This window comes from Enterococcus sp. C74 (genome assembly GCF_040887125.1).
Lineage (GTDB): Bacteria > Bacillota > Bacilli > Lactobacillales > Enterococcaceae > Enterococcus_B > Enterococcus_B hirae.
This window is the reverse complement of record NZ_JBFOFA010000009.1, coordinates 65,638-84,493: the sequence shown is the minus strand read 5'-3', so window position 1 is coordinate 84,493 and position 18,856 is coordinate 65,638. Positions and strand designations below refer to the sequence as shown.

Sequence of the window (18,856 nt, the reverse complement as noted above, 5' to 3'; positions counted from 1 at the left end):
ACATCGGCCAGTTTATAGAACGAACGTTATTGAACAGTTGTGCTAACAACTTGGTTTCTTCACTGGAAGCTGGCTTTCAGTGAAGCATACGCCGGTTTTTCCTAGCACGGCTTATCGAACTGCTTGAACTGCCCAGACAATCGATTTTTCAATTGTGTCTACGGAAACGGGAACAATTGTCGGAAACTGTTCTGCTTCTGGCGTATAGAGAGTTTTTTCACATAAAATTCGAGTGTTTTCTTGTTGTGCAGCACTTTTTATTGCTTCGTCTAAGTGCTGATAAACAACGGGATCGACTTCCATATCGAAAGTAGTGACGGACTCTAAGGCTTCTCGGTAAATCAGATATTTTACGTCTGAGTTGGTAACGATACGGACGTGGAGTTTTGTTTTATTAATGCGTAAAATGCCACTTAATTCAATAACGAAAGCTTCCAAACAATTGATTTTAAGTCGTAGTCTATAAGGTAATTGGGCTAACCATTGGTTGAATAAAGGCTGTATTTCGGCTAATAAGGATTGCTGTTCTGGGGACAGAAGATAAAATTTTTCAGGTACAAAGAGTTGATAATTATCCCATGCGGTGCGCATCAAACGAATTAAAGCGCGTTCGAATGCTCGGTTACCGATGAATTTTCGATTGAAATAGCTTTCAAACTGGGTAATCAGTTGCTTGATTGATTGGCTATCTTCAATGAAAACTTGATGGAGGTGACAGAAGTCTTCTTCGATTGCTTGGTAAGAATTGAAGCCATAATCACTGAGATTAAATAAGATCAAAGCAAAGTATACTTCATTTTCTTGATAATAATGTTTTAGTTTAGTTGTATGCCATGCATCCATCACATATTGATAAATGGGGCGTTTTTGAAGTTCGGCTATAAAATCTTGTTCAATCGATAAGGGATGCCTTTTTTGAGACAAATAGCTGATCAACAATCCAATACGTAAGATCTCACGGTTGTCTTTATCGTAGATACGCCTACTATTAAAGGTTACCGATTCGATAAATTCATCTATTGCCAGGAAGTAGTCTGCTGGAAGTGTTGGGATCTTCAAGGTGCCCGTTCGATAAGTCACATTCAATAATAATAAACGACGTTCGATCTCCGTAAATCGTGGAGAGTGGTGTTGGATTTGAATGTCACAATCTTCAAAATAAGCAAGTACTTGTTTTTTTAATGAATACGCTTTGCTAACAGAAATATACTCGATTTCAGTCAGTTGGAGATAATTAGGTTCATTTTCAAGATATAACTGACAAGTTTTAAGAAATAAAGAAGGGCGTGCTAATTTTTGTATCAGGCGAAAACGAGGGATCGTAGGATCAAAATACAAGGAACAAGTATCTTTTTCTCGGTGGCTATAGATGATCTCATCCTTGAGTTCAGTTCGAATCGTTTTGATGTCATTGAGTAACGTTGTTTTGCAGACTTGTAATAAATGGGATAGTTCGTCTAAATCGATTTCTTTTTTGTGATAGAATTGACCGCAAAGAAATAACTGGCGTAAAATATTTTTTTCCAAATAGTCTTCAAACATTAAAACTCCTCCGCTTTGTAGATGGTTGAACAATGTACCATTCATTATGCCATGATTTAAAGTTTAAAACACCTTTATTTTTTTTCATATGAATGAAAAAGCTTGTTTTGACAAGCTTTTTTGTTATAAAACGATGTTTTATAAAAATATAAAGAGAAAAAATTCTTGTGAAAAAAATACAATAAAAGTAAAAAATGGATGAGTAAACGGATAAATAAAATAATTGTTTTTTTAATATACGTATTTATTTTTAAACACACTTAAGAAACAACAGTTTTTTATCTCATGTTTTTATAAAATATTCGTTATTATGAGTAGAAAATTCTGAAAAATCAGACTTTCTTTATTTTTTTCTAAAAAAAGGGGTTATTTTACAATGTTATAAAAAAAATTATCTCATTTTTTGTTCTATAGTCAGTAGTGTGATACAGATGGATGGTTTCATCTGCAGTTACAAAATCGTTGGCCAACGAGAACAATATGGAGGTAATAGACATGAAAGATATGGATATCAAAGCCGTCTTTATTGGCGACAAATCAGAAAATGGCGCATTTTACAAAATGCAATTGAACAAGATGGTCGATGAACATTTAGGCTGGAGAGAGAATTATCTTCCTGGTGACGTTGCAGCCATTAGTGAAGCCGACAAACAAGCACCTCGATATATCGCCACTCGTGAGCATATGGTGGAAGTCTTGGATGAAGTCAGTCAACGGATGCGTGCAGGATCAATCCCTTGGCATTCTGCTGGGCGTTATTGGGGGCAAATGAACGCTGAGACATTGATGCCTGCCTTGCTTGCTTATAACTTTGCTATGCTTTGGAATCCGAATAATGTGGCATTGGAATCTTCTATGGCAACTTCACAAATGGAGGCAGAAGTAGGGCAAGATTTTGCTGATTTATTCAATATGACCGGTGGCTGGGGCCATATTACAGCAGATGGCTCGATCGCAAACCTTGAAGGTCTTTGGTATGCACGTTGTATCAAATCTATTCCCCTTGCAGTGAAGGAAGTTTATCCTGAAAAAGTCAAAGATAAAACAGATTGGGAACTATTGAATCTTTCTGTCGAAGAAATCTTAGAAATGGTTGGAACCTTCAGTGATGAAGAATTAGATGCTGTCAAAGCAGCTTCATCTCGTAGTGGGAAACACCTCCAAGAACTTGGTAAATGGTTAGTGCCACAAACGAAGCATTATTCATGGATGAAAGCTTTAGACATTTGCGGGATTGGGTTAGATCAAATGATCGCTATCCCAGTTCAAGAAGATTATCGTATGGATGTTGCTATTTTAGAAAAAACGATCCGTGAATTAGCCGCACAAAAAATTCCAGTCCTAGGTGTGGTAGCGGTCGTTGGGACTACGGAAGAAGGCCAAGTGGATAGTGTAGATAAAATCGTCGAATTGCGAGAAAAATTATACAAAGAAGGAATTTATTTCTATCTTCACGTTGACGCAGCTTATGGCGGGTATGCACGTGCATTGTTCTTAAATGAAGCAGGCGAGTTTGTACCTTATGAATCTCTGCCAGACTTTTTTGAAGAACATCATGTATTTAATTATGATGTTTCCATTGATCAAAGTGTTTACGATGGGTTCAAAGCAATCTCTGAGGCAGATTCGGTCACGATCGATCCGCATAAAATGGGCTATGTTCCTTATGCTGCTGGAGGTATCGTAATCAAACACAAAGAAATGCGTAACATTATTTCCTATTTTGCTCCTTATGTTTTTGAAAAATCAGTAAAAGCACCGGACATGTTAGGCGCCTATATTTTAGAAGGATCAAAAGCCGGGGCAACGGCTGCTGCTGTTTGGACTGCTCATCGTGTATTGCCATTGAACATTACTGGTTATGGTCAATTGATTGGTGCCTCGATTGAAGCAGCTCAACGTTTCCGAGCATTTTTAGAACAATTGAGCTTTACCATCAAAGGGAAAACGATTGAAGTTTATCCTTTGAATCATCCAGATTTTAATATGGTCAATTGGGTATTTAAAGTCAAAGGATGCACGGATTTAAAAACGATCAATGAATTGAATGAAAAAATGTTCAATCGTTCTTCTTATATGGAAGGGGATGTTTATAGTGAACATTTCATTACTTCACATACGACCTTTATGAAAGAAGAATATGGAGATTCCCCACTTCCTTTCATTGAACGGATAGGTCTTTCGAAAGAAGAATGGCAAAAAGAACAAAAAGTGACATTGCTAAGAGCGGCAATTATGACACCATATCTTAATGATGACAAGATTTTCGAGTTCTATACGCAAGGCATTACCAAAGCCATGGAAAAAACACTCAATGAAATCTTATAACAATAAAAATTAACCGATAAACTGTCTAGTGAAGAACGGTGTTACAGGAAGCTATGATCAAAGAAGATAGATGATGCACGTTGAATTGTTGTATTCAGAGTAGAAAGAGTGGATGTTCAAACGCTTTTCCGATTCAAGATATCAAGATTATGTCAAACTCAGATAGTTGAAGACTAGTGAGTAATCGGATAAACGCAAGCAGTTCTTTTTCAAAATGAAATACTGCCATTAATTTTTTTCGTTCATAGCTTTTCCCCCCTGTAACGTTCAAATTAGATAGTTTATTCTGTGTTGATGGAAAGAAGGAAAATAACAATGACAGATTCGAAAACTTCACAAATCACTACACTGACATTCATCGGTATGACTTGTGCCTTAGTTGCTAGTGTTCGGAACATTCCTGATGTTGCAGCCACGGGTTGGACGATGCTTTTCTATATGCTTGTAGCGGTATTATTTTATGCTTTTCCTATTTCGTTGATCTCAGGTGAATTTGCTGGGATGTTTCCCCAAAAAGGTGGACCAGAACTTTGGGTCTCAAATTCTTTAGGACGAAAATGGGGCTTTGTTGTCTCATGGCTTTTATGGGTCCAAATGTTTCCAGGGATGGTGATGGTCGCTTCAGCGCTAGCACCTTTATTGGGTAATATGATTGATAACGTTCCTTTAGGGTTGAACAGTAAATTTACTTTGATCGTTATTCTAGTCGTGTATTGGATCATTACATTATTAAATTTGAAATTTGATATGGCTAAAATTGGTGGGAAGATCGGTGTTTGGTTAGGTCTATATATTCCATTAGCAATTATGCTTCTTTTAGGTATTTTTTCATGGATCAAAGTCGGTATCCAACCACATGCAACATTAGGTCATTTTTCTTGGGCTAAATTGATCCCTGATGCCGAAACAGCGAAATCATTCGTTTACTTTGCACCAATCATGTTTATCTTTACGGGGATCGAGATGTCATCTGTCTACATCACCCGTTTGAAAAATCCTGTAAAAACTTATACTAAAGGGATCTTTGCTGCATTGATTTTTCTCTTCTTTGTGAATACGTTGAATGCGTTAGTCGTAGCAAATGTGGTACCTAAAGGCCAAATGGAGTTGAATAATATTGCGCAATCCATTTCAATCTATTGTCAGATTCTAGGATTACCACATATCATCGTTAATATTTTCAGTCTATTAGTCTTTGTAGGTGTAGCTGTCCAATTATCTGCATGGGCTTCAGGACCAGCCAAAACAGTCACTGCAAGTGCGAGAAAAGGAGCATATCCACCAAAATTTAATTTTTGGAAAACAAACCAATTTGATGTGTCAAAATCAGTAATCTTAACACAATCAACAATTATTTCGATCTTTGCTTTGTTTTATTTGTTGATACCAGGTGTCAATCAGGCATTTCTGATGTTAGTGAACTCCACGACAGTGATTTATTGTATTGTATATGTCATTATGGGGATTGCTATTTTGAAATTAAGAAAAGCCAAACCTGAACTTGCCCGACCATTTAGAATCGGTAAAAAAGGTGGTAAGGGTGATTTAGGTGCATGGATCGTTGTACTTGTTCTTTTTGCAGCAATTGGCTGTTCGGTAGGTTTGACGATGCAAGCTGGAACGTTGATCAACTTTATCGCAGTAACAGTGATTAGTTTGATCTTATTCATTGCCCCATTATGTATTGATAAAATCAGAAAACCATCATGGGAACAAGAAGTCCAACAAAAATTGAATCAAGAATAAAGAAAAGGTGAGTAAGATGGAAAGAACCACAATGAAGAAAACTTTGACGAACCGGAATATCCAGATGATTGCGCTAGGAGGTGCGATCGGGACTGGACTATTCTTAGGTTCTGCCAAAGCAATCAAGTTGGCGGGACCTGCTGTCTTGCTTACTTATTTTGTTTGCGGCCTCGCTATTTATGGGTTGATGTATGCGATGGGTGAGCTCTTTTTATCCAATAGTGAGTTTCAATCGATCGGCGATTTCATCCAATACTATTTAGGCGAACGATGGGCATTTTTAGTCAACTGGACGTATTGGTTATGTTGGATGGGTGCTGGATTGACCGAATTGACAGCGATTGGTTTATATATCCGCTTTTGGTTACCAGCACTCTCTCCCTTAATCAGTGGGATCTTCGCACTTATTGCCTTAGTGATCATTAACGTAGTTGCGGTTCGTTGGTTTGGTGAGTTGGAATCCTTGTTTTCAACTATCAAGATTTTTGGGATTTTATTATTTATTCTTTTAGGGATTGGCGTTTGCTTTTTGTACTTCAAGTCACCAAAAATTGGTGTCAGAGAAAATTTTGATCAGCTCCAAACCATTTTTCCATTTGGACTAACCGGCTTAGTTGCTGCTTTTCCAATGGTTTTATTTAGTTTTGCCGGAGTTGAAATGATCGGTTTAACGGTGGGCGAAACAGCAGATCCACAGAAAAACCTTAAAAAAGCGATCCAATGCTTACCCGCACGTATCCTCTTTTTCTATATTGGAACGATCGTGGCGATTTTGTTAGTCGTACCTTGGCAATCTTTAGATTTAAAAGAAAGTCCGTTGGTCACGATGTTACAGTTCATTCATTGTAGCAAAGGGGCAGGAGTCATCAACTTGATCATCTTGGTTGCTTCACTTTCTTCCACGAATAGTGCCATTTATAGTACGAGTCGTATCTTATATAATACGGCAAAAGAAAAAAATCTTTCAAAATGGTTTCTAACATTATCTTCTCGGGGTGTGCCCTTGCACGGTATCTTATTTACTGGAGGCATGTTTTTATTAGGTCTTTGTTTACACTTTTTTGTATCAGATAGTCGGATTTTATTTCAATTACTTGCAGGCATGACCACGATTTCGTTCTTATTTGTCTGGTCAGCTATTTTATTTGCCCATCTAAAATTAACGAACAGTCAGTTGAAAAAATGGAAAGATCGACTCATTCTATGTTTTTTTGGTTTGGTAGGAATCAGTTTGTTTTTTGAACCAACTACTCGTGTGATTCCCGTAGTTTCCGTCGTTTGGTTTGGTGCCTTGAACTTGATCTATCAACGGATTCGTCAGACCGCTCCAAAATGATTCGATATTTTTCCCCTATTTTTTTCAGGGCCCTCTGAAATAATTGACGTTAAATCAAGTCTCTCCTACCTATAATAAAAGTATCACAACCGAAAGAGGAGGGATTGCGATGGTCTGGTATAAAGAAACAGCCCAAGAAGTGATGAAGACACTCAAAACGACTCCAGATGGGCTAAACCAAGATGAGCGTATCAGTCGTTTAAAAGAAAACGGCTATAATCATATAGAAGTAAAAAAGAAAGTTAGTCCATTACGAAAGTTTTTGAAGCATTTGACAGAGTTATTGATGATTATCTTATTGGTTGCTTCTTTGTTAAAATTTTTTACAGGAGAAGTGATTGAAGGCAGTATTATTCTGGCAGTCGTTCTCGTCAATAGTTTTGTTGGTTATTGGCAAGAGCGAAAGGCTGAGGAAGCGTTAAACGGCTTAGAAAAACTTTTAGGACAGAACGCGGTGATTTTCACAGAAGGGATCAAAGAATTGGTTCCAGCTAAAGAATTAGTGCCAGGTGATTTGTTAGCGTTGAAAGCAGGCGATGTTGTACCTGCAGACGTTCGCTTGATTGAGGTCCATGACTTCATGGTAGAAGAAGCAGCATTGACGGGGGAGTCGGAAGCAGTTGAAAAGACTAGCGAACGATTGACGACAACCGTCTCAACCGGAGATCAGAAGAATCTGGCATTTTCTGGTACCTTAGTTCAAACAGGGACTGCGATTGGTGTGGTTATCGAAACGGGAGATACCACTGAAATCGGGAAAATCAATCAGGCACTACAATCAGTCCAACAACAAACTACACCACTCGTTAAAAAAATCAACCAACTAAACAAGCAGATCTTTCGTGGGATTCTTTTCCTTAGCTTGTTCTTACTCTTTTTCACGACATTTAGATATGGCTTGGAAATGAACTTCTTATTTTCAACGATTATTGCTTTGATCGTTTCGATGATCCCGGAAGGTTTACCAGCAGTACTTACGATGATCCTTTCTTTAGGTGTGAACGAAATGGCTAAAGAGCAAGCGATTATTAAAGGTTTGCCTTCTGTGGAAACTCTTGGCTCTATGACCGTGATTTGTTCGGATAAAACAGGAACCCTGACAAAAAACGAAATGAGTGTTGTCGAAACAGTGACGGATCAAGAAGAAACCATGTTGGCAATCATGAAAAACTGCCAAGAGATCCAAACCAAAGCAAATCAAAACGTGGCCGAATTAACAGGAAACCCGACTGAACTTGCTTTACTGCGTTACACGGCAAAAGCATCACTACCTTTGGAGCCAGTCAAAGGAAAAATCCCATTTAGTTCAAGCTATAAATACATGGCAACAATGCATGACAAACAGGAACATGCGATTGTTTATGTCAAAGGGGCACCAGAAGTATTACTAGCAAAAGCGAACTTGACATCGAAACAAGTCGGAAAATGGCAAGAGGAAGCGATGAAACTCGCCCAAAAAGGACAACGAGTCTTAGGCTTTGCTTATAAGACACTTGCTCCTGATCAAGAATTAGGTCATGATCAATTGAATGAACTGACCTTTGTAGGGATTGCAGGAATTATCGATCCACCAAAAGAGAGTGCAATCCGAGCAGTCAAAGAATGTCAAAATGCAGGGATCTCGGTGAAAATGATCACAGGAGACCATAAAGACACTGCGCAGGCAATTGCTGAACAAATCGGTCTCAAACACACAAAAAACGTGTTAGAAGGAATTGACATTGATCGCTTATCCGATGAAGAACTAGCGAAACAAGTGAAATCAGTAGATGTATTTGCCCGAACGACACCTGAACACAAGTTACGGATCGTGGATGCTCTTCAAAAAAATGAAGAAATCGTTGGAATGACGGGTGACGGTGTGAATGATGCGCCAGCTTTGAAGCGTGCTGATGTAGGAATCGCTATGGGAATCAAAGGGAGTGAAGTGAGCAAGCAGGCAGCGGACATGGTACTGGGTGATGATAATTTCCATACGATCGCTAAAGCGGTCAAAGAAGGGCGGAGGATTCTCGACAATCTTCAAAAAACAATCAATTTTTTCTTACCAACAGCTTTAGCCCAAGGACTGGTCATTATTTGGGCACTACTCGTTAACCAGCCGTTACCACTGACACCTGTCCAAATTTTATGGGTGAACATGGTTACTACGATCACGTTATCCTATGCTTTAGGATTTGAAAAAGCAGGTAAGGACACGATGAGTCGCTCACCGAGAGATCCAAAGCAAGGGATTCTCACCCGCTACAGTGTGTTTCGAATCTTTTATGTGTCATTGCTGATCATGATTCCTGCTTATTTACTAGCAATGAGCTTTGAAGGACAAGCGCTCCAACAAACCATGCTCTTACAAAATATCGTAGCTGCTCAAGCTGTGTATATGATCAATTGCCGCGAGTTACTTGATCCTTCATTGAATCGAAGTTTATTTGAAAACAAAGCGTTGTTCTTGTCACTCGGGATGTTGATCCTCTTACAAGCAGGAGTGATTTACTTACCGATCGCACAACAGCTAATTGGGACAACAAGTCTTTCCCTGACAGAGCAACTACCGATCTTACTAAATATTCTATTACTTTTTGTAATCGTTGAGATCGAAAAGCGGATCAGTAAGATGATCGCAAAAAAACGAAATGCTGAGTTACCCACGTAAAAAGTACCACCACAAACAGGAAATAAAAGCTTATAAACGTACTCTTTGGCCATTACCAAATAGACATTTATAAGCTTTTGTTAGTTACTTGATCATTGATCGATGTTAAGACAGAGCATAAAAAAACTAAGTGTGAGTTACAAATACGATCGCAACGATAAGTCACTTAAACGATCCAATTCATTTTTTGTCGGGATCGTTGAAAGATAAATGACAGGCATTGGCGGTGTATCGATCGGAATATTTGAAACTAATAGATCATTTTTCTTGATAGTGATATCTGACAGTTGACTCAATTCAATTGGCTCCAAGATCACTCGTTTTCCTAAATAAGCATTTAATTCTTGTTGCAAAAAAGCTTTCCATGAAGGTTCCCCTTGAAAAATAAAATAAATCGTTGCTTGATACGGCTGCACGGCTAAAAGTGTCTGTTGGATCAATAAAGAAAGTAAATAAAAGAAATAAGTCTCATTGGTGACCTTTTTGACCATGCTCGTTGATTCTTTGACTTGTTGCAACAAAGCGAATTTATGAGGATATAACTCTGGGTATTCTTGTTCATATTCTTTTAAATAATAGTGATATTGTTTGGTTGTTTGTTCGATCAATAACGGTGATTCATAGTATTTCAGGAGTAGTAAAATCAAATTTTCTGGTAAGTTTGTTTGTTCTAACTCTTTGATAGCTAAGCTTTCTGATAGACGATTTACAAATTCACGAATGTTTGTTTCTGCAGGGTGACGGTGTAAAATATCCAAGATCATAGGCGGGTAAGAGTTGTTATAGTTCCAACTGTCAAGAAAACAGGAAAAAGCAAACGCTGCTTCTTTATCTTTAAGATAGACCCCTTCAGTTCGGTACAGTTTTTCTAATTCAGGAGCATAGAGTAAAAATAATTGATCCTGGGTAGAAAACAATGAAGTCGGGATCCGACAACCAGCTTTGATCCGAATCGTGTTGATAAAAAACCAACAAATCCCGAATACCTCTTCGGTGTCAACAGCTAACTCAGCTTGTCGTAAACGTTTGAGAAATCGGAAGTAGTGAGATTCATGGATCGAGTAATCCTCGAAGAAATAGTTGTTATGGGTAAACGGCATAAGTAACCGATGGTAAAATAGCCGAATGGTTTCTTCTTCACCTGAAAACGACAAACGGTGGCGGTTTTGTTCGATCTGTAATTCGTAGACGACTAATTGTTGATTCAATTTTTTGACATGACGATTCAATGTTTCATAAGACAAGCCGTTACGTGCTAAAAAGGTGGGGGTAGCGACTTCTTTAATCGTTAATAATTCTTTCAATAATTGGACACTGATCGACTGTGTCAGAAAAATTTCCCACAGTTCATTTGTCAGGAGATTCTGTTCGTTTTTTAGTTGAATCCCTGATTGGGCACTATTGATTAGCCAGCCTTTAGGTAATTGGGTTTTGATTGTTTGAAGATCAGAAAAAATCGTACGCTCTGTGGTATTGACAGCTTCGGCTAATTCGTTCACAGTTATTTGCGAGTGATTCAGTAATAGTTCCACTAAAGAGACTTGGCGTTTGATATCTTTTTCAGTAATGATTTTTTTCATTAAAGAATACATCGGATCAACCTTTCTTTGTTAAGTATGACAAGTGAGGAAGACACTCGTTTCGCCGTATCTTCATAATGAAACCTGATTATTTTAGATAGCGCTTACCATTAGTATAATGAAAAAAGGCACAATATCAAATAAAGGATGAGTTTTTTTGATTTTTTTACTTCAATCAGCCTTCGTTTATTTAAAGTAGAAGTTAGCTAAAAAATTTGACTTATACTAAAATAAGTAAAAAGATAGTCATGTGAGAGGAGTGAGTAGAATGGAAACTAGACTAAACGATTATCGCCGCTTACTAGCGATTGCTCAAGCTGGGTTGCTTTATGAGAAAGACGTGTTTGACAAAGAACGATATGAAGAGCTGCAAGAAATCTCGTTGAAGCTGCTGAGTGAAGTGGGATTGGAAACAAAGGAAGAATGGACAAGCCTAATAGAAGCTCATGAAGGATATCCAACACCAAAAGTTGACGTACGTGCATGGATCAAACAAGACGAGAAGATTCTATTGATCGAAGATACAAAAACACAAGAATGGTCATTACCAGGAGGGTTTGCAGAAGTTGGTTTGTCTCCTAAAGAAAATATACGTAAAGAAGTCAAAGAAGAAACTGGGTTAGAGGTAGAAGTAGGTCAATTATTAGCGATATTTGATACGAATCTGCGCACAGACATCCCTCAAGCCTTTCAGTACTATAAGATTGTTTTTTCTTGCGCTATCTTGTCAGGTACATTTGTGGCAAACCATGAAACTTCTAATATGAAATTCTTCCACTTAAATGATTTACCAAAACTCTCGCTGAAACGTACGACCAAAGAGCAACTATTGATTTTAGAAAAAGCTACCTTGCCTTATTGTGATTGATCAGGGAAGGTAGTTTTTTATTTTTAGTGATTTTTTGTTGCAAATGCAATAAAAAAGAGTAAAATCATACTAAAGCTAGGTAAGGGAGGGTTAAAATGGACGAAATCATTCGAGAGATTGGAGCAATTGCCCGTGCCTTGGACTCGATTAGTAACATTGAGTTTCAAGAAGTTGATTTGACAAGAGGACAATACCTGTATTTAGTACGAATCTGTGAACATCCTGGCATTATTCAAGAAAAGTTAGCTGAGATGATCAACGTTGACCGAACAACAACGGCACGTGCGGTGAAAAAATTGATAGCAAAAGACCTGATAAAAAGCATGCCAGATAAAAACAATAAAAAGATAAAAAAACTTTACCCAACGGATCGTGGAAAAAAAGTCTATCCGTTTATCCTTCGAGAGCATCATTATTCCAATCAAGTAGCTGTCAAAGGGTTATCCCAGCAAGAAGTTTTGCAATTACACACACTTTTGCAAAAAGTTCGGAAAAATGTGAGTGAAGATTGGCATTATATAAAAAAAGGAAACAAAAGAATTTATTGAAAGGACTGGAGCGGTGAAAACAATCGAAATCGTAGGGATCAAAGAAACGGAAGTAGAAAAATTACAGGCAATTAGTATCGAGACCTATCAAGCTACCTTTGGTGAACACAACAGTGAAGAATTGATGACGACCTATTTGGATGAAGCTTATGCGCTCGATAAATTGAGGCGAGAACTACAAGAGGAACAGTCAGAATTTTATTGGGCAGTACTAGATGACCGGATTGCTGGCTATCTAAAATTAAATATAGGGCAAGCACAAACAGAAGCAATGGGAGAAGGATTTTTAGAGATCGAACGTATTTATGTCCGATCGCCATTTAAATCTAAAGGGATTGGATCTAGATTGATCGAATTTGCTGTGCAAAAAGCGCAAGAAAAACAAAAAGAGGCGATTTGGTTAGGGGTATGGGAACATAACTATCCTGCCTTAGCTTTTTATAGAAAACATGGATTCCAACATCATAGCCAACATATTTTTTATATGGGAGATGATGCTCAGACAGATTATCTATATGTCAAAAATTTACAGAAATAAAAGGAGCAGAAACATGGAAAAAATCATCGCAGAACAAAATTTTTGGGAAGTCTTTCCAGAAGCAACAATTGAAGTTTTGGTAGTCGAAGGTATCGATAATCATGTAGATAAAGCCAAAGAAGAACAATTCCATCAACTATTGAATGATGCAGCGAAAGAAGCAAGAGGATATTTGACAGAAGAAACATTCAGTCAAAATGAAGTCATTGCCCAATGGCGTCAAGCTTTTTCACGTTTTAAAACCAAAAAAGGAGCCCGTTCATCGATTGAAGCGTTATTAAAAAGAGCTAGCCAAGAACGTGAATTTTTCCCTATCAACCCATTAGTCGATATCTATAACAGTATTTCTCTAACATTTGGTGTGCCATGTGGAGGAGAAGATCAAGAAAAAATCAAAGGGGATCTTCATCTAGGAAAAGCTCATGGTGGTGAAAGTTTCTTACCTCTAGGAGCAGAAGCTGATGCACCAGCTTTACCAGAAGAAATCATTTATTACGATAACGAAGGAGCAATCTGTCGCAGTTTCAACTGGCGAGAAGCGCAACGGACAATGCTGACGGAAGACACGACTAAAGCCATTTTGGTTATTGAATCAGTCACAAAAGAGCAAGCATCACGTGGCGCAAAAGCAATGACAGAATTGAAAAAACGCGTGGAACAAACATTTGGCGTAGAAGGGAAAACATTTACGCTAACGAAGGAACATCCAGAAATGAACATTTGAAGTAGGAGCGAAACGTAGGAAGGAAAAGTAGCTCAACCAATAAGATCACATAGAAAAACGAGGGATTTTTCTATGTGATCTTATTTTCTCTAACGAGTGTAGTTTTGAATGGTTTCGTTTCGCTATTGTGCCATCAAATCTTATCAAAACAAGACAAACTGACAAAGAATCGTCACAGTCTGTCAAATCGTGTCAGATTTTTCGATCTCTAAACCGAAGATTCTTTGATTATCCGCTTTCATGATATACTTAATGAAAAGGATCAACACCATCAAAGGAGGATCAGAGATGATCGGTAAAACCAGAGTCATGCTTTATGCAGAAAATGTTGAAGTGCTTAGTCAATTTTTTGTCGAAACTCTAGGCGCAACAGTTAGTGAAACGATTGAGTTACCAGAAGAATTTCAAAGTACGATCGTGCAACTTTCACCAGAATTTGAATTAGGGATTTTTCCAAAAGTTTTTGTCCAACGATTTTCGCCAGAAGTGTTAGGTACGACTCCTTCGATCATTTTCTTTACGGATCAATTTGAGGAGATCTATCAAAAAATAGAGAATGCTGGTGAAATCATGGAGAACAATGGCGTAGAGACGTTCAACTTTTCTGATCCAGAAGGAAACTATTTTGTGATCGGTAAGTTGTAATGTTTGAAATCAGAAGAGGTCCTGGTGTTTGAAAAGGAGATGCACAGGACAAGGAATTTAAATAAATGAATAACAAATTTTTGAAGGAAAGGAGAGACTGTCATGAATCTAATCGCAAAAATGGAAGAATATTCACAGAGACGACGAGAAGAAAAAAGTGAAAAAATCCGTATGAAAAACTTGAAGACAGGGAAAAAGCCAACAAAAGGTTGGGGGAAAATGGTAGATACAGGATATGGCGGCTTGAATTCGTTGACTCATTCTAGTGAAATTAGTAAATATTTTTCGGCAGAAAGTGACATCAAGGGATTCATTGCTGAAGAACAAAAACGCATCGGAAAAGAGCAGCAAAAAAAATAATAGCCAAAGTAAAACGATTTGGCACGCTAGTCTGTTCGAAACCCTCCTTTTCTATTAAAAAAACTGTTAAATCAGTACATAACGATCAAAAAAACTTAAAGTTCGGATTTTGCTTAAAATCCGACTTTTTTGTTTACTTATGTTCTGATTTAGTATATGATTAAACACGTTGTTTTTAAATAATTCAAAATTTCGAGGGACTTTTTTATAAATGTTCGGTTTTAGGGGGATGAAAGATGAAGGGAAAACTACTTTCCTACTTCGAGATTGAAAAATTAGGTACCACCGTCAGAAGAGAAATACTTGCAGGCTTTACAACATTTATTTCAATGGCGTATATCTTATTTGTCAATCCAACAGTTTTAGGCGCATCAGGAATGGACGAAGGTGCGGTGTTTACGGCTACAGCATTAGCAAGTGCGATCGGCTGTATTTTAATGGGGGTCTTAGCACGTTACCCGATTGGTACTGCGCCAGCATTAGGGATTAATGCCTTTTTTGCTTATTCCGTTTGTTTGGGAATGGGGATTCCTTGGGAAACAGCTTTAGCAGGCGTGTTTGTTGCTTCTTTGATTTTTATTTTGATCACGATTTTCAAATTACGTGAAATGATCATTGATGCGATCCCAGCTGATTTAAAATATGCGATCTCAGGAGGGATTGGTTTATTTATTGCTTTCCTTGGCTTGAATGAAGGGGGAGTCATCGTTTCAAATGAATCTACATTAGTGGGGTTAGGTTCACTAAGCGTAGGTTCAACATGGTTGACGATTTTTGGCTTAGTTGTGACAGCGATCTTATTGATAAGACGTGTTCCAGGAGGTATTTTTATTGGGATGGTAGCTAGCACGATTCTTGGATTAGTGACTGGACTTATTCCTATGCCTTCTCAATTAGTTTCGGCTGCACCAAGTTTAAAGCCAACATTCTTAGTTGCATTGAAACATATCGGAGACATCAACTCACTACAAATGTGGGTAGTCGTATTAACCTTTTTATTAGTTACATTCTTTGATACAGCAGGAACGTTAGTCGGTTTAGCTAATCAAGCAGGTTTTATGAAAGATAACAAAATGCCTCGTGTTGGGAAAGCTTTAGCTTCTGATTCAACAGCCATGCTTGCAGGTTCTTTATTAGGAACTTCACCAGTTGGGGCTTTCGTTGAATCTTCTGCCGGAATCGCTGTTGGTGGCCGTTCTGGGATCACTGCAGTAACGACCGGGATCTTATTCCTATTCGGTTTATTCTTTTCACCGTTGCTATCAGTAGTGACTTCACAAGTAACAGCACCAGCACTGATCATTGTCGGTGTATTGATGGCACAATCGTTACGTCAAATCGAATGGGGCAAGTTAGAGATCGCCATTCCTGCTTTCTTGATCTTGATCGGCATGCCGTTAACTTACAGTATTTCTGATGGGATCGCATTAGGATTTATTTTCTATCCAATTACTATGATCGCAGCAAAACGCGGAAAAGAAGTATCACCGATCATGTATCTGTTATTCTTTGTCTTTATTGGCTTCATGTGGATACTGAACGTTAGTTAACTTGATTTAGTTGATTATTTTTTTGATGTGTGACAAGTAAAAGAACCTTGGCAAATGGAGATCTCACTATTGTTAGCGAGAAAACAAATGCCAGGGTTCTTTTTTGGAAAAAATTGTTATCGGTAACAACTGAAAGTAAAAGACGATAGCATCAAGGTTTAGGCGTGGTGAAAGAAATAAGGAGAATAATGGCTATTTACTCTCGTTTTTGAAAGCGTTACAATTTTTGCGAGGTATATAATCTTTAACCAATGGAGGAAAGTATGGAGAAAAAATGGTGGCATCAATCAGTTGTCTATCAAGTATATCCTCGTAGTTTTCAAGATACGAATGGGGATGGAGTCGGGGATTTACAAGGAGTGATCGCTCGATTAGATTATCTGCATTATTTAGGGATCGATACGATATGGTTATCTCCCGTATATGAATCTCCTAACGACGATAATGGTTACGATATCAGTGATTATCAAGCAATCATGGCCGAATTTGGCACGATGGCTGATATGGAGGAACTGATTGCAGAAGCAAAGAAACGTGAAATAAAAATCATTATGGATCTCGTCGTCAACCACACATCAGATGAACATGCTTGGTTTATCGAAGCTCGTCAAAGTAAAGAAAATCCGTATCGGGATTATTACATTTGGCGTGACCCAATCAATGGAAATGAGCCTAATCAATTACGGTCGATATTCAGTGGCTCCGCTTGGCAGTTTGATGAAACAACTAGTCAGTATTATTTACATCTTTATAGTAAAAAGCAACCAGATTTAAACTGGGAAAATCACCACTTACGTCAAGAGATCTATCAGATGATGAACTTTTGGATCGACAAAGGAATCGGTGGTTTCCGAATGGACGTGATCGATACGATTGGGAAGTTACCTGATCAAGAAATAACAAGTAATGGTCCCAAGCTTCATGACTATTTACAAGAGATGAATCAAGCTACTTTTGGAAACAAAGATCTGATGACAGTGGGCGAAACTTGGGGAGCAACTACGGATATTGCCAAGCTTTATTCTGATCCCAAGAGAAATGAACTATCGATGATCTTTCAATTTGAGCATGTCGGTTTGGATCAACAGGCAGGAAAAGACAAATGGGATTTAAAACCATTAAGTATTCCTGAGTTGAAACAGGTATTATCAAAATGGCAAACTTCTTTAGGGAATGAAGGGTGGAACAGTCTATTTTGGAATAACCATGATTTGCCAAGGATCATCTCACGTTGGGGGAATGATCAAGATTATCGAGAAGAAAGTGGCAAAATGTTTGCGATTTTGCTTCATATGATGAAAGGGACACCTTATATTTATCAAGGAGAAGAAATCGGGATGACAAACTACCCGATCAAGGATATTTCTGAAGCGCAAGATATTGAAACGATCAACATGTATCACGAACGGTTAACTTTAGGATTTACTCCGGAAGAAATCTTGTGTTCGATCAATGCAAAAGGGCGTGACAATGCGCGTACACCGATGCAATGGGATAATAGTGAACATGCTGGATTTACCACAGGAACTCCTTGGCTACACGTCAATCCAAACTACCAAACGATCAATGTGAAAACAGCCTTAGCAAAGAAAGATTCTATTTTTTATACGTATAAGCAATTGATCGAGTTACGGAAAAACAATGAACTCATCGTCTGGGGAGATTATCAGTTGGTAACAGATACGCCCGATGACGTATTTGCCTATTATCGGACGTTGAATAATGAACAATGGTTAGTCGTTTGCAATATGTCTGAAAAAAATCAGCCATACACATTGGCTGATCAAGCGATGACACTAGTCATTTCAAACTATCCACAAAAACAGATACCAACAGGCAAACTGAATTTACGTCCTTATGAAGCTTTTGTTTTGAAGACGAGCAAATAAATGACTTGTCCGAACACCTCAAAAAAGAGTATGATAAAAGAAATTTAGACAAGTGTGAGGACCATGATGAAAGTATTGTTTGATTTGATTCCAAAAAAACAAGAGGAGATGGTACTTTTTCAAGTTCATGAAAAGGTACCATTTTTAACTTCGATTGCTGATATTTTAGAGAAATACAAAGTGGAAACTATTTTAGTGAGAGACTATAAAAAAGAAAGAGATGTCTATTTAGATTTATTCTCGATTTTTTATATCGAATACCTTGATCGCAAATGTTTCTTTTATACGGAAAATGAAGTGTATGAGCGAAGATTGACACTAGCTCAGTTAATGAAAGAACTCCCAGAACCATTTATCCAAATATCGAAAACGACTATTTTAAATATCTATATGGTTAAAGAAATCAATTCGTCGCTTTTAAATGGAAATCTCTATGTCACATTACAAAATACAGAAGAGTTACTCGTTAGCCGTTATTTTTCCAAAGCATTAAAAGAAAAAATCGATCAGACTTTTCGCAACAAGTGACAAGAAAAATGCAAGAAATGA

At 37.8% G+C, this 18,856-nt stretch carries 15 protein-coding genes; 13 read left to right on the top strand and 2 right to left on the bottom strand.

Features of this window, described 5'->3' with window-relative positions:
• Positions 1-111: 111 nt before the first annotated feature.
• Positions 112-1,542 carry a helix-turn-helix domain-containing protein gene (locus AB3H93_RS11555; RefSeq protein ID WP_081128833.1) on the bottom strand — a complete coding sequence of 477 codons (1,431 nt, stop codon included), beginning with the start codon at positions 1,540-1,542 and terminating at the stop codon, positions 112-114.
• Positions 1,543-2,037: 495 nt separating this feature from the next.
• Between AB3H93_RS11555 and tdc the strand changes: the two genes are divergently transcribed.
• From tdc to AB3H93_RS11535, 4 genes are all read left to right on the top strand, one after another.
• On the top strand, positions 2,038-3,870 hold the full coding sequence (gene tdc / locus AB3H93_RS11550) for a tyrosine decarboxylase (protein WP_010720987.1): 1,833 nt from the start codon (positions 2,038-2,040) through the stop codon (positions 3,868-3,870).
• Positions 3,871-4,185: 315 nt separating this feature from the next.
• Complete coding sequence (locus AB3H93_RS11545) at positions 4,186-5,616, top strand: amino acid permease (protein ID WP_010720986.1); 1,431 nt, start codon at positions 4,186-4,188, stop codon at positions 5,614-5,616.
• A gap of 16 nt (positions 5,617-5,632) precedes the next feature.
• Positions 5,633-6,952 (top strand): amino acid permease, encoded by a 1,320-nt coding sequence (locus AB3H93_RS11540; RefSeq protein WP_368020603.1) that lies wholly within the window; start codon positions 5,633-5,635, stop codon positions 6,950-6,952.
• A gap of 109 nt (positions 6,953-7,061) precedes the next feature.
• Complete coding sequence (locus tag AB3H93_RS11535; RefSeq protein WP_240273632.1) at positions 7,062-9,605, top strand: HAD-IC family P-type ATPase; 2,544 nt, start codon at positions 7,062-7,064, stop codon at positions 9,603-9,605.
• A gap of 137 nt (positions 9,606-9,742) precedes the next feature.
• On the opposite strand, the gene AB3H93_RS11530 is transcribed toward AB3H93_RS11535, so the two are convergent.
• Positions 9,743-11,197 carry a helix-turn-helix domain-containing protein gene (locus AB3H93_RS11530; RefSeq protein WP_368020602.1) on the bottom strand — a complete coding sequence of 485 codons (1,455 nt, stop codon included), beginning with the start codon at positions 11,195-11,197 and terminating at the stop codon, positions 9,743-9,745.
• A 256-nt stretch (positions 11,198-11,453) separates the two neighbouring features.
• On the opposite strand from AB3H93_RS11530, the gene AB3H93_RS11525 reads away from it, so the two are divergent.
• The 9 genes from AB3H93_RS11525 to AB3H93_RS11485 all read left to right on the top strand — a co-directional run bounded on the left by AB3H93_RS11525 (position 11,454) and on the right by AB3H93_RS11485 (position 18,835).
• On the top strand, positions 11,454-12,053 hold the full coding sequence (locus tag AB3H93_RS11525) for an NUDIX hydrolase N-terminal domain-containing protein (RefSeq protein WP_368020601.1): 600 nt from the start codon (positions 11,454-11,456) through the stop codon (positions 12,051-12,053).
• 95 nt (positions 12,054-12,148) lie between these two features.
• Positions 12,149-12,601, top strand: a complete 453-nt coding sequence (locus tag AB3H93_RS11520; protein ID WP_053766210.1) for a MarR family winged helix-turn-helix transcriptional regulator — start codon at positions 12,149-12,151, stop codon at positions 12,599-12,601.
• A gap of 13 nt (positions 12,602-12,614) precedes the next feature.
• Positions 12,615-13,139, top strand: coding sequence for a GNAT family N-acetyltransferase (locus AB3H93_RS11515; protein WP_010737014.1), 525 nt, complete (start codon positions 12,615-12,617; stop codon positions 13,137-13,139).
• A gap of 13 nt (positions 13,140-13,152) precedes the next feature.
• The gene (locus AB3H93_RS11510; RefSeq protein ID WP_010737015.1) at positions 13,153-13,863 is read left to right on the top strand and encodes a B3/4 domain-containing protein; all 711 of its coding nucleotides are present in this window, start codon (positions 13,153-13,155) and stop codon (positions 13,861-13,863) included.
• Between the two features lie 288 nt (positions 13,864-14,151).
• Positions 14,152-14,508: a VOC family protein gene (locus AB3H93_RS11505; RefSeq protein ID WP_010720978.1), complete on the top strand. Its 357-nt coding sequence runs from the start codon at positions 14,152-14,154 to the stop codon at positions 14,506-14,508.
• A 102-nt stretch (positions 14,509-14,610) separates the two neighbouring features.
• Complete coding sequence (locus tag AB3H93_RS11500; protein WP_368020600.1) at positions 14,611-14,868, top strand: hypothetical protein; 258 nt, start codon at positions 14,611-14,613, stop codon at positions 14,866-14,868.
• Between the two features lie 236 nt (positions 14,869-15,104).
• On the top strand, positions 15,105-16,418 hold the full coding sequence (locus AB3H93_RS11495; protein ID WP_123874957.1) for an NCS2 family permease: 1,314 nt from the start codon (positions 15,105-15,107) through the stop codon (positions 16,416-16,418).
• A gap of 263 nt (positions 16,419-16,681) precedes the next feature.
• On the top strand, positions 16,682-18,307 hold the full coding sequence (locus AB3H93_RS11490; RefSeq protein WP_368020599.1) for an alpha-glucosidase: 1,626 nt from the start codon (positions 16,682-16,684) through the stop codon (positions 18,305-18,307).
• A 66-nt stretch (positions 18,308-18,373) separates the two neighbouring features.
• Positions 18,374-18,835, top strand: a complete 462-nt coding sequence (locus AB3H93_RS11485) for a LytTR family DNA-binding domain-containing protein (protein WP_010737019.1) — start codon at positions 18,374-18,376, stop codon at positions 18,833-18,835.
• Positions 18,836-18,856: the final 21 nt, after the last annotated feature.

Coding starts and splice junctions, on each gene's coding strand:
- AB3H93_RS11555 (WP_081128833.1), bottom strand. CDS start 1,542: ATGTTTGAAGACTATTTGGAAAAAAATATTTTACGCCAGTTATTTCTT.
- tdc (WP_010720987.1), top strand. CDS start 2,038: ATGAAAGATATGGATATCAAAGCCGTCTTTATTGGCGACAAATCAGAA.
- AB3H93_RS11545 (WP_010720986.1), top strand. CDS start 4,186: ATGACAGATTCGAAAACTTCACAAATCACTACACTGACATTCATCGGT.
- AB3H93_RS11540 (WP_368020603.1), top strand. CDS start 5,633: ATGGAAAGAACCACAATGAAGAAAACTTTGACGAACCGGAATATCCAG.
- AB3H93_RS11535 (WP_240273632.1), top strand. CDS start 7,062: ATGGTCTGGTATAAAGAAACAGCCCAAGAAGTGATGAAGACACTCAAA.
- AB3H93_RS11530 (WP_368020602.1), bottom strand. CDS start 11,197: ATGTATTCTTTAATGAAAAAAATCATTACTGAAAAAGATATCAAACGC.
- AB3H93_RS11525 (WP_368020601.1), top strand. CDS start 11,454: ATGGAAACTAGACTAAACGATTATCGCCGCTTACTAGCGATTGCTCAA.
- AB3H93_RS11520 (WP_053766210.1), top strand. CDS start 12,149: ATGGACGAAATCATTCGAGAGATTGGAGCAATTGCCCGTGCCTTGGAC.
- AB3H93_RS11510 (WP_010737015.1), top strand. CDS start 13,153: ATGGAAAAAATCATCGCAGAACAAAATTTTTGGGAAGTCTTTCCAGAA.
- AB3H93_RS11505 (WP_010720978.1), top strand. CDS start 14,152: ATGATCGGTAAAACCAGAGTCATGCTTTATGCAGAAAATGTTGAAGTG.
- AB3H93_RS11500 (WP_368020600.1), top strand. CDS start 14,611: ATGAATCTAATCGCAAAAATGGAAGAATATTCACAGAGACGACGAGAA.
- AB3H93_RS11495 (WP_123874957.1), top strand. CDS start 15,105: ATGAAGGGAAAACTACTTTCCTACTTCGAGATTGAAAAATTAGGTACC.
- AB3H93_RS11490 (WP_368020599.1), top strand. CDS start 16,682: ATGGAGAAAAAATGGTGGCATCAATCAGTTGTCTATCAAGTATATCCT.
- AB3H93_RS11485 (WP_010737019.1), top strand. CDS start 18,374: ATGAAAGTATTGTTTGATTTGATTCCAAAAAAACAAGAGGAGATGGTA.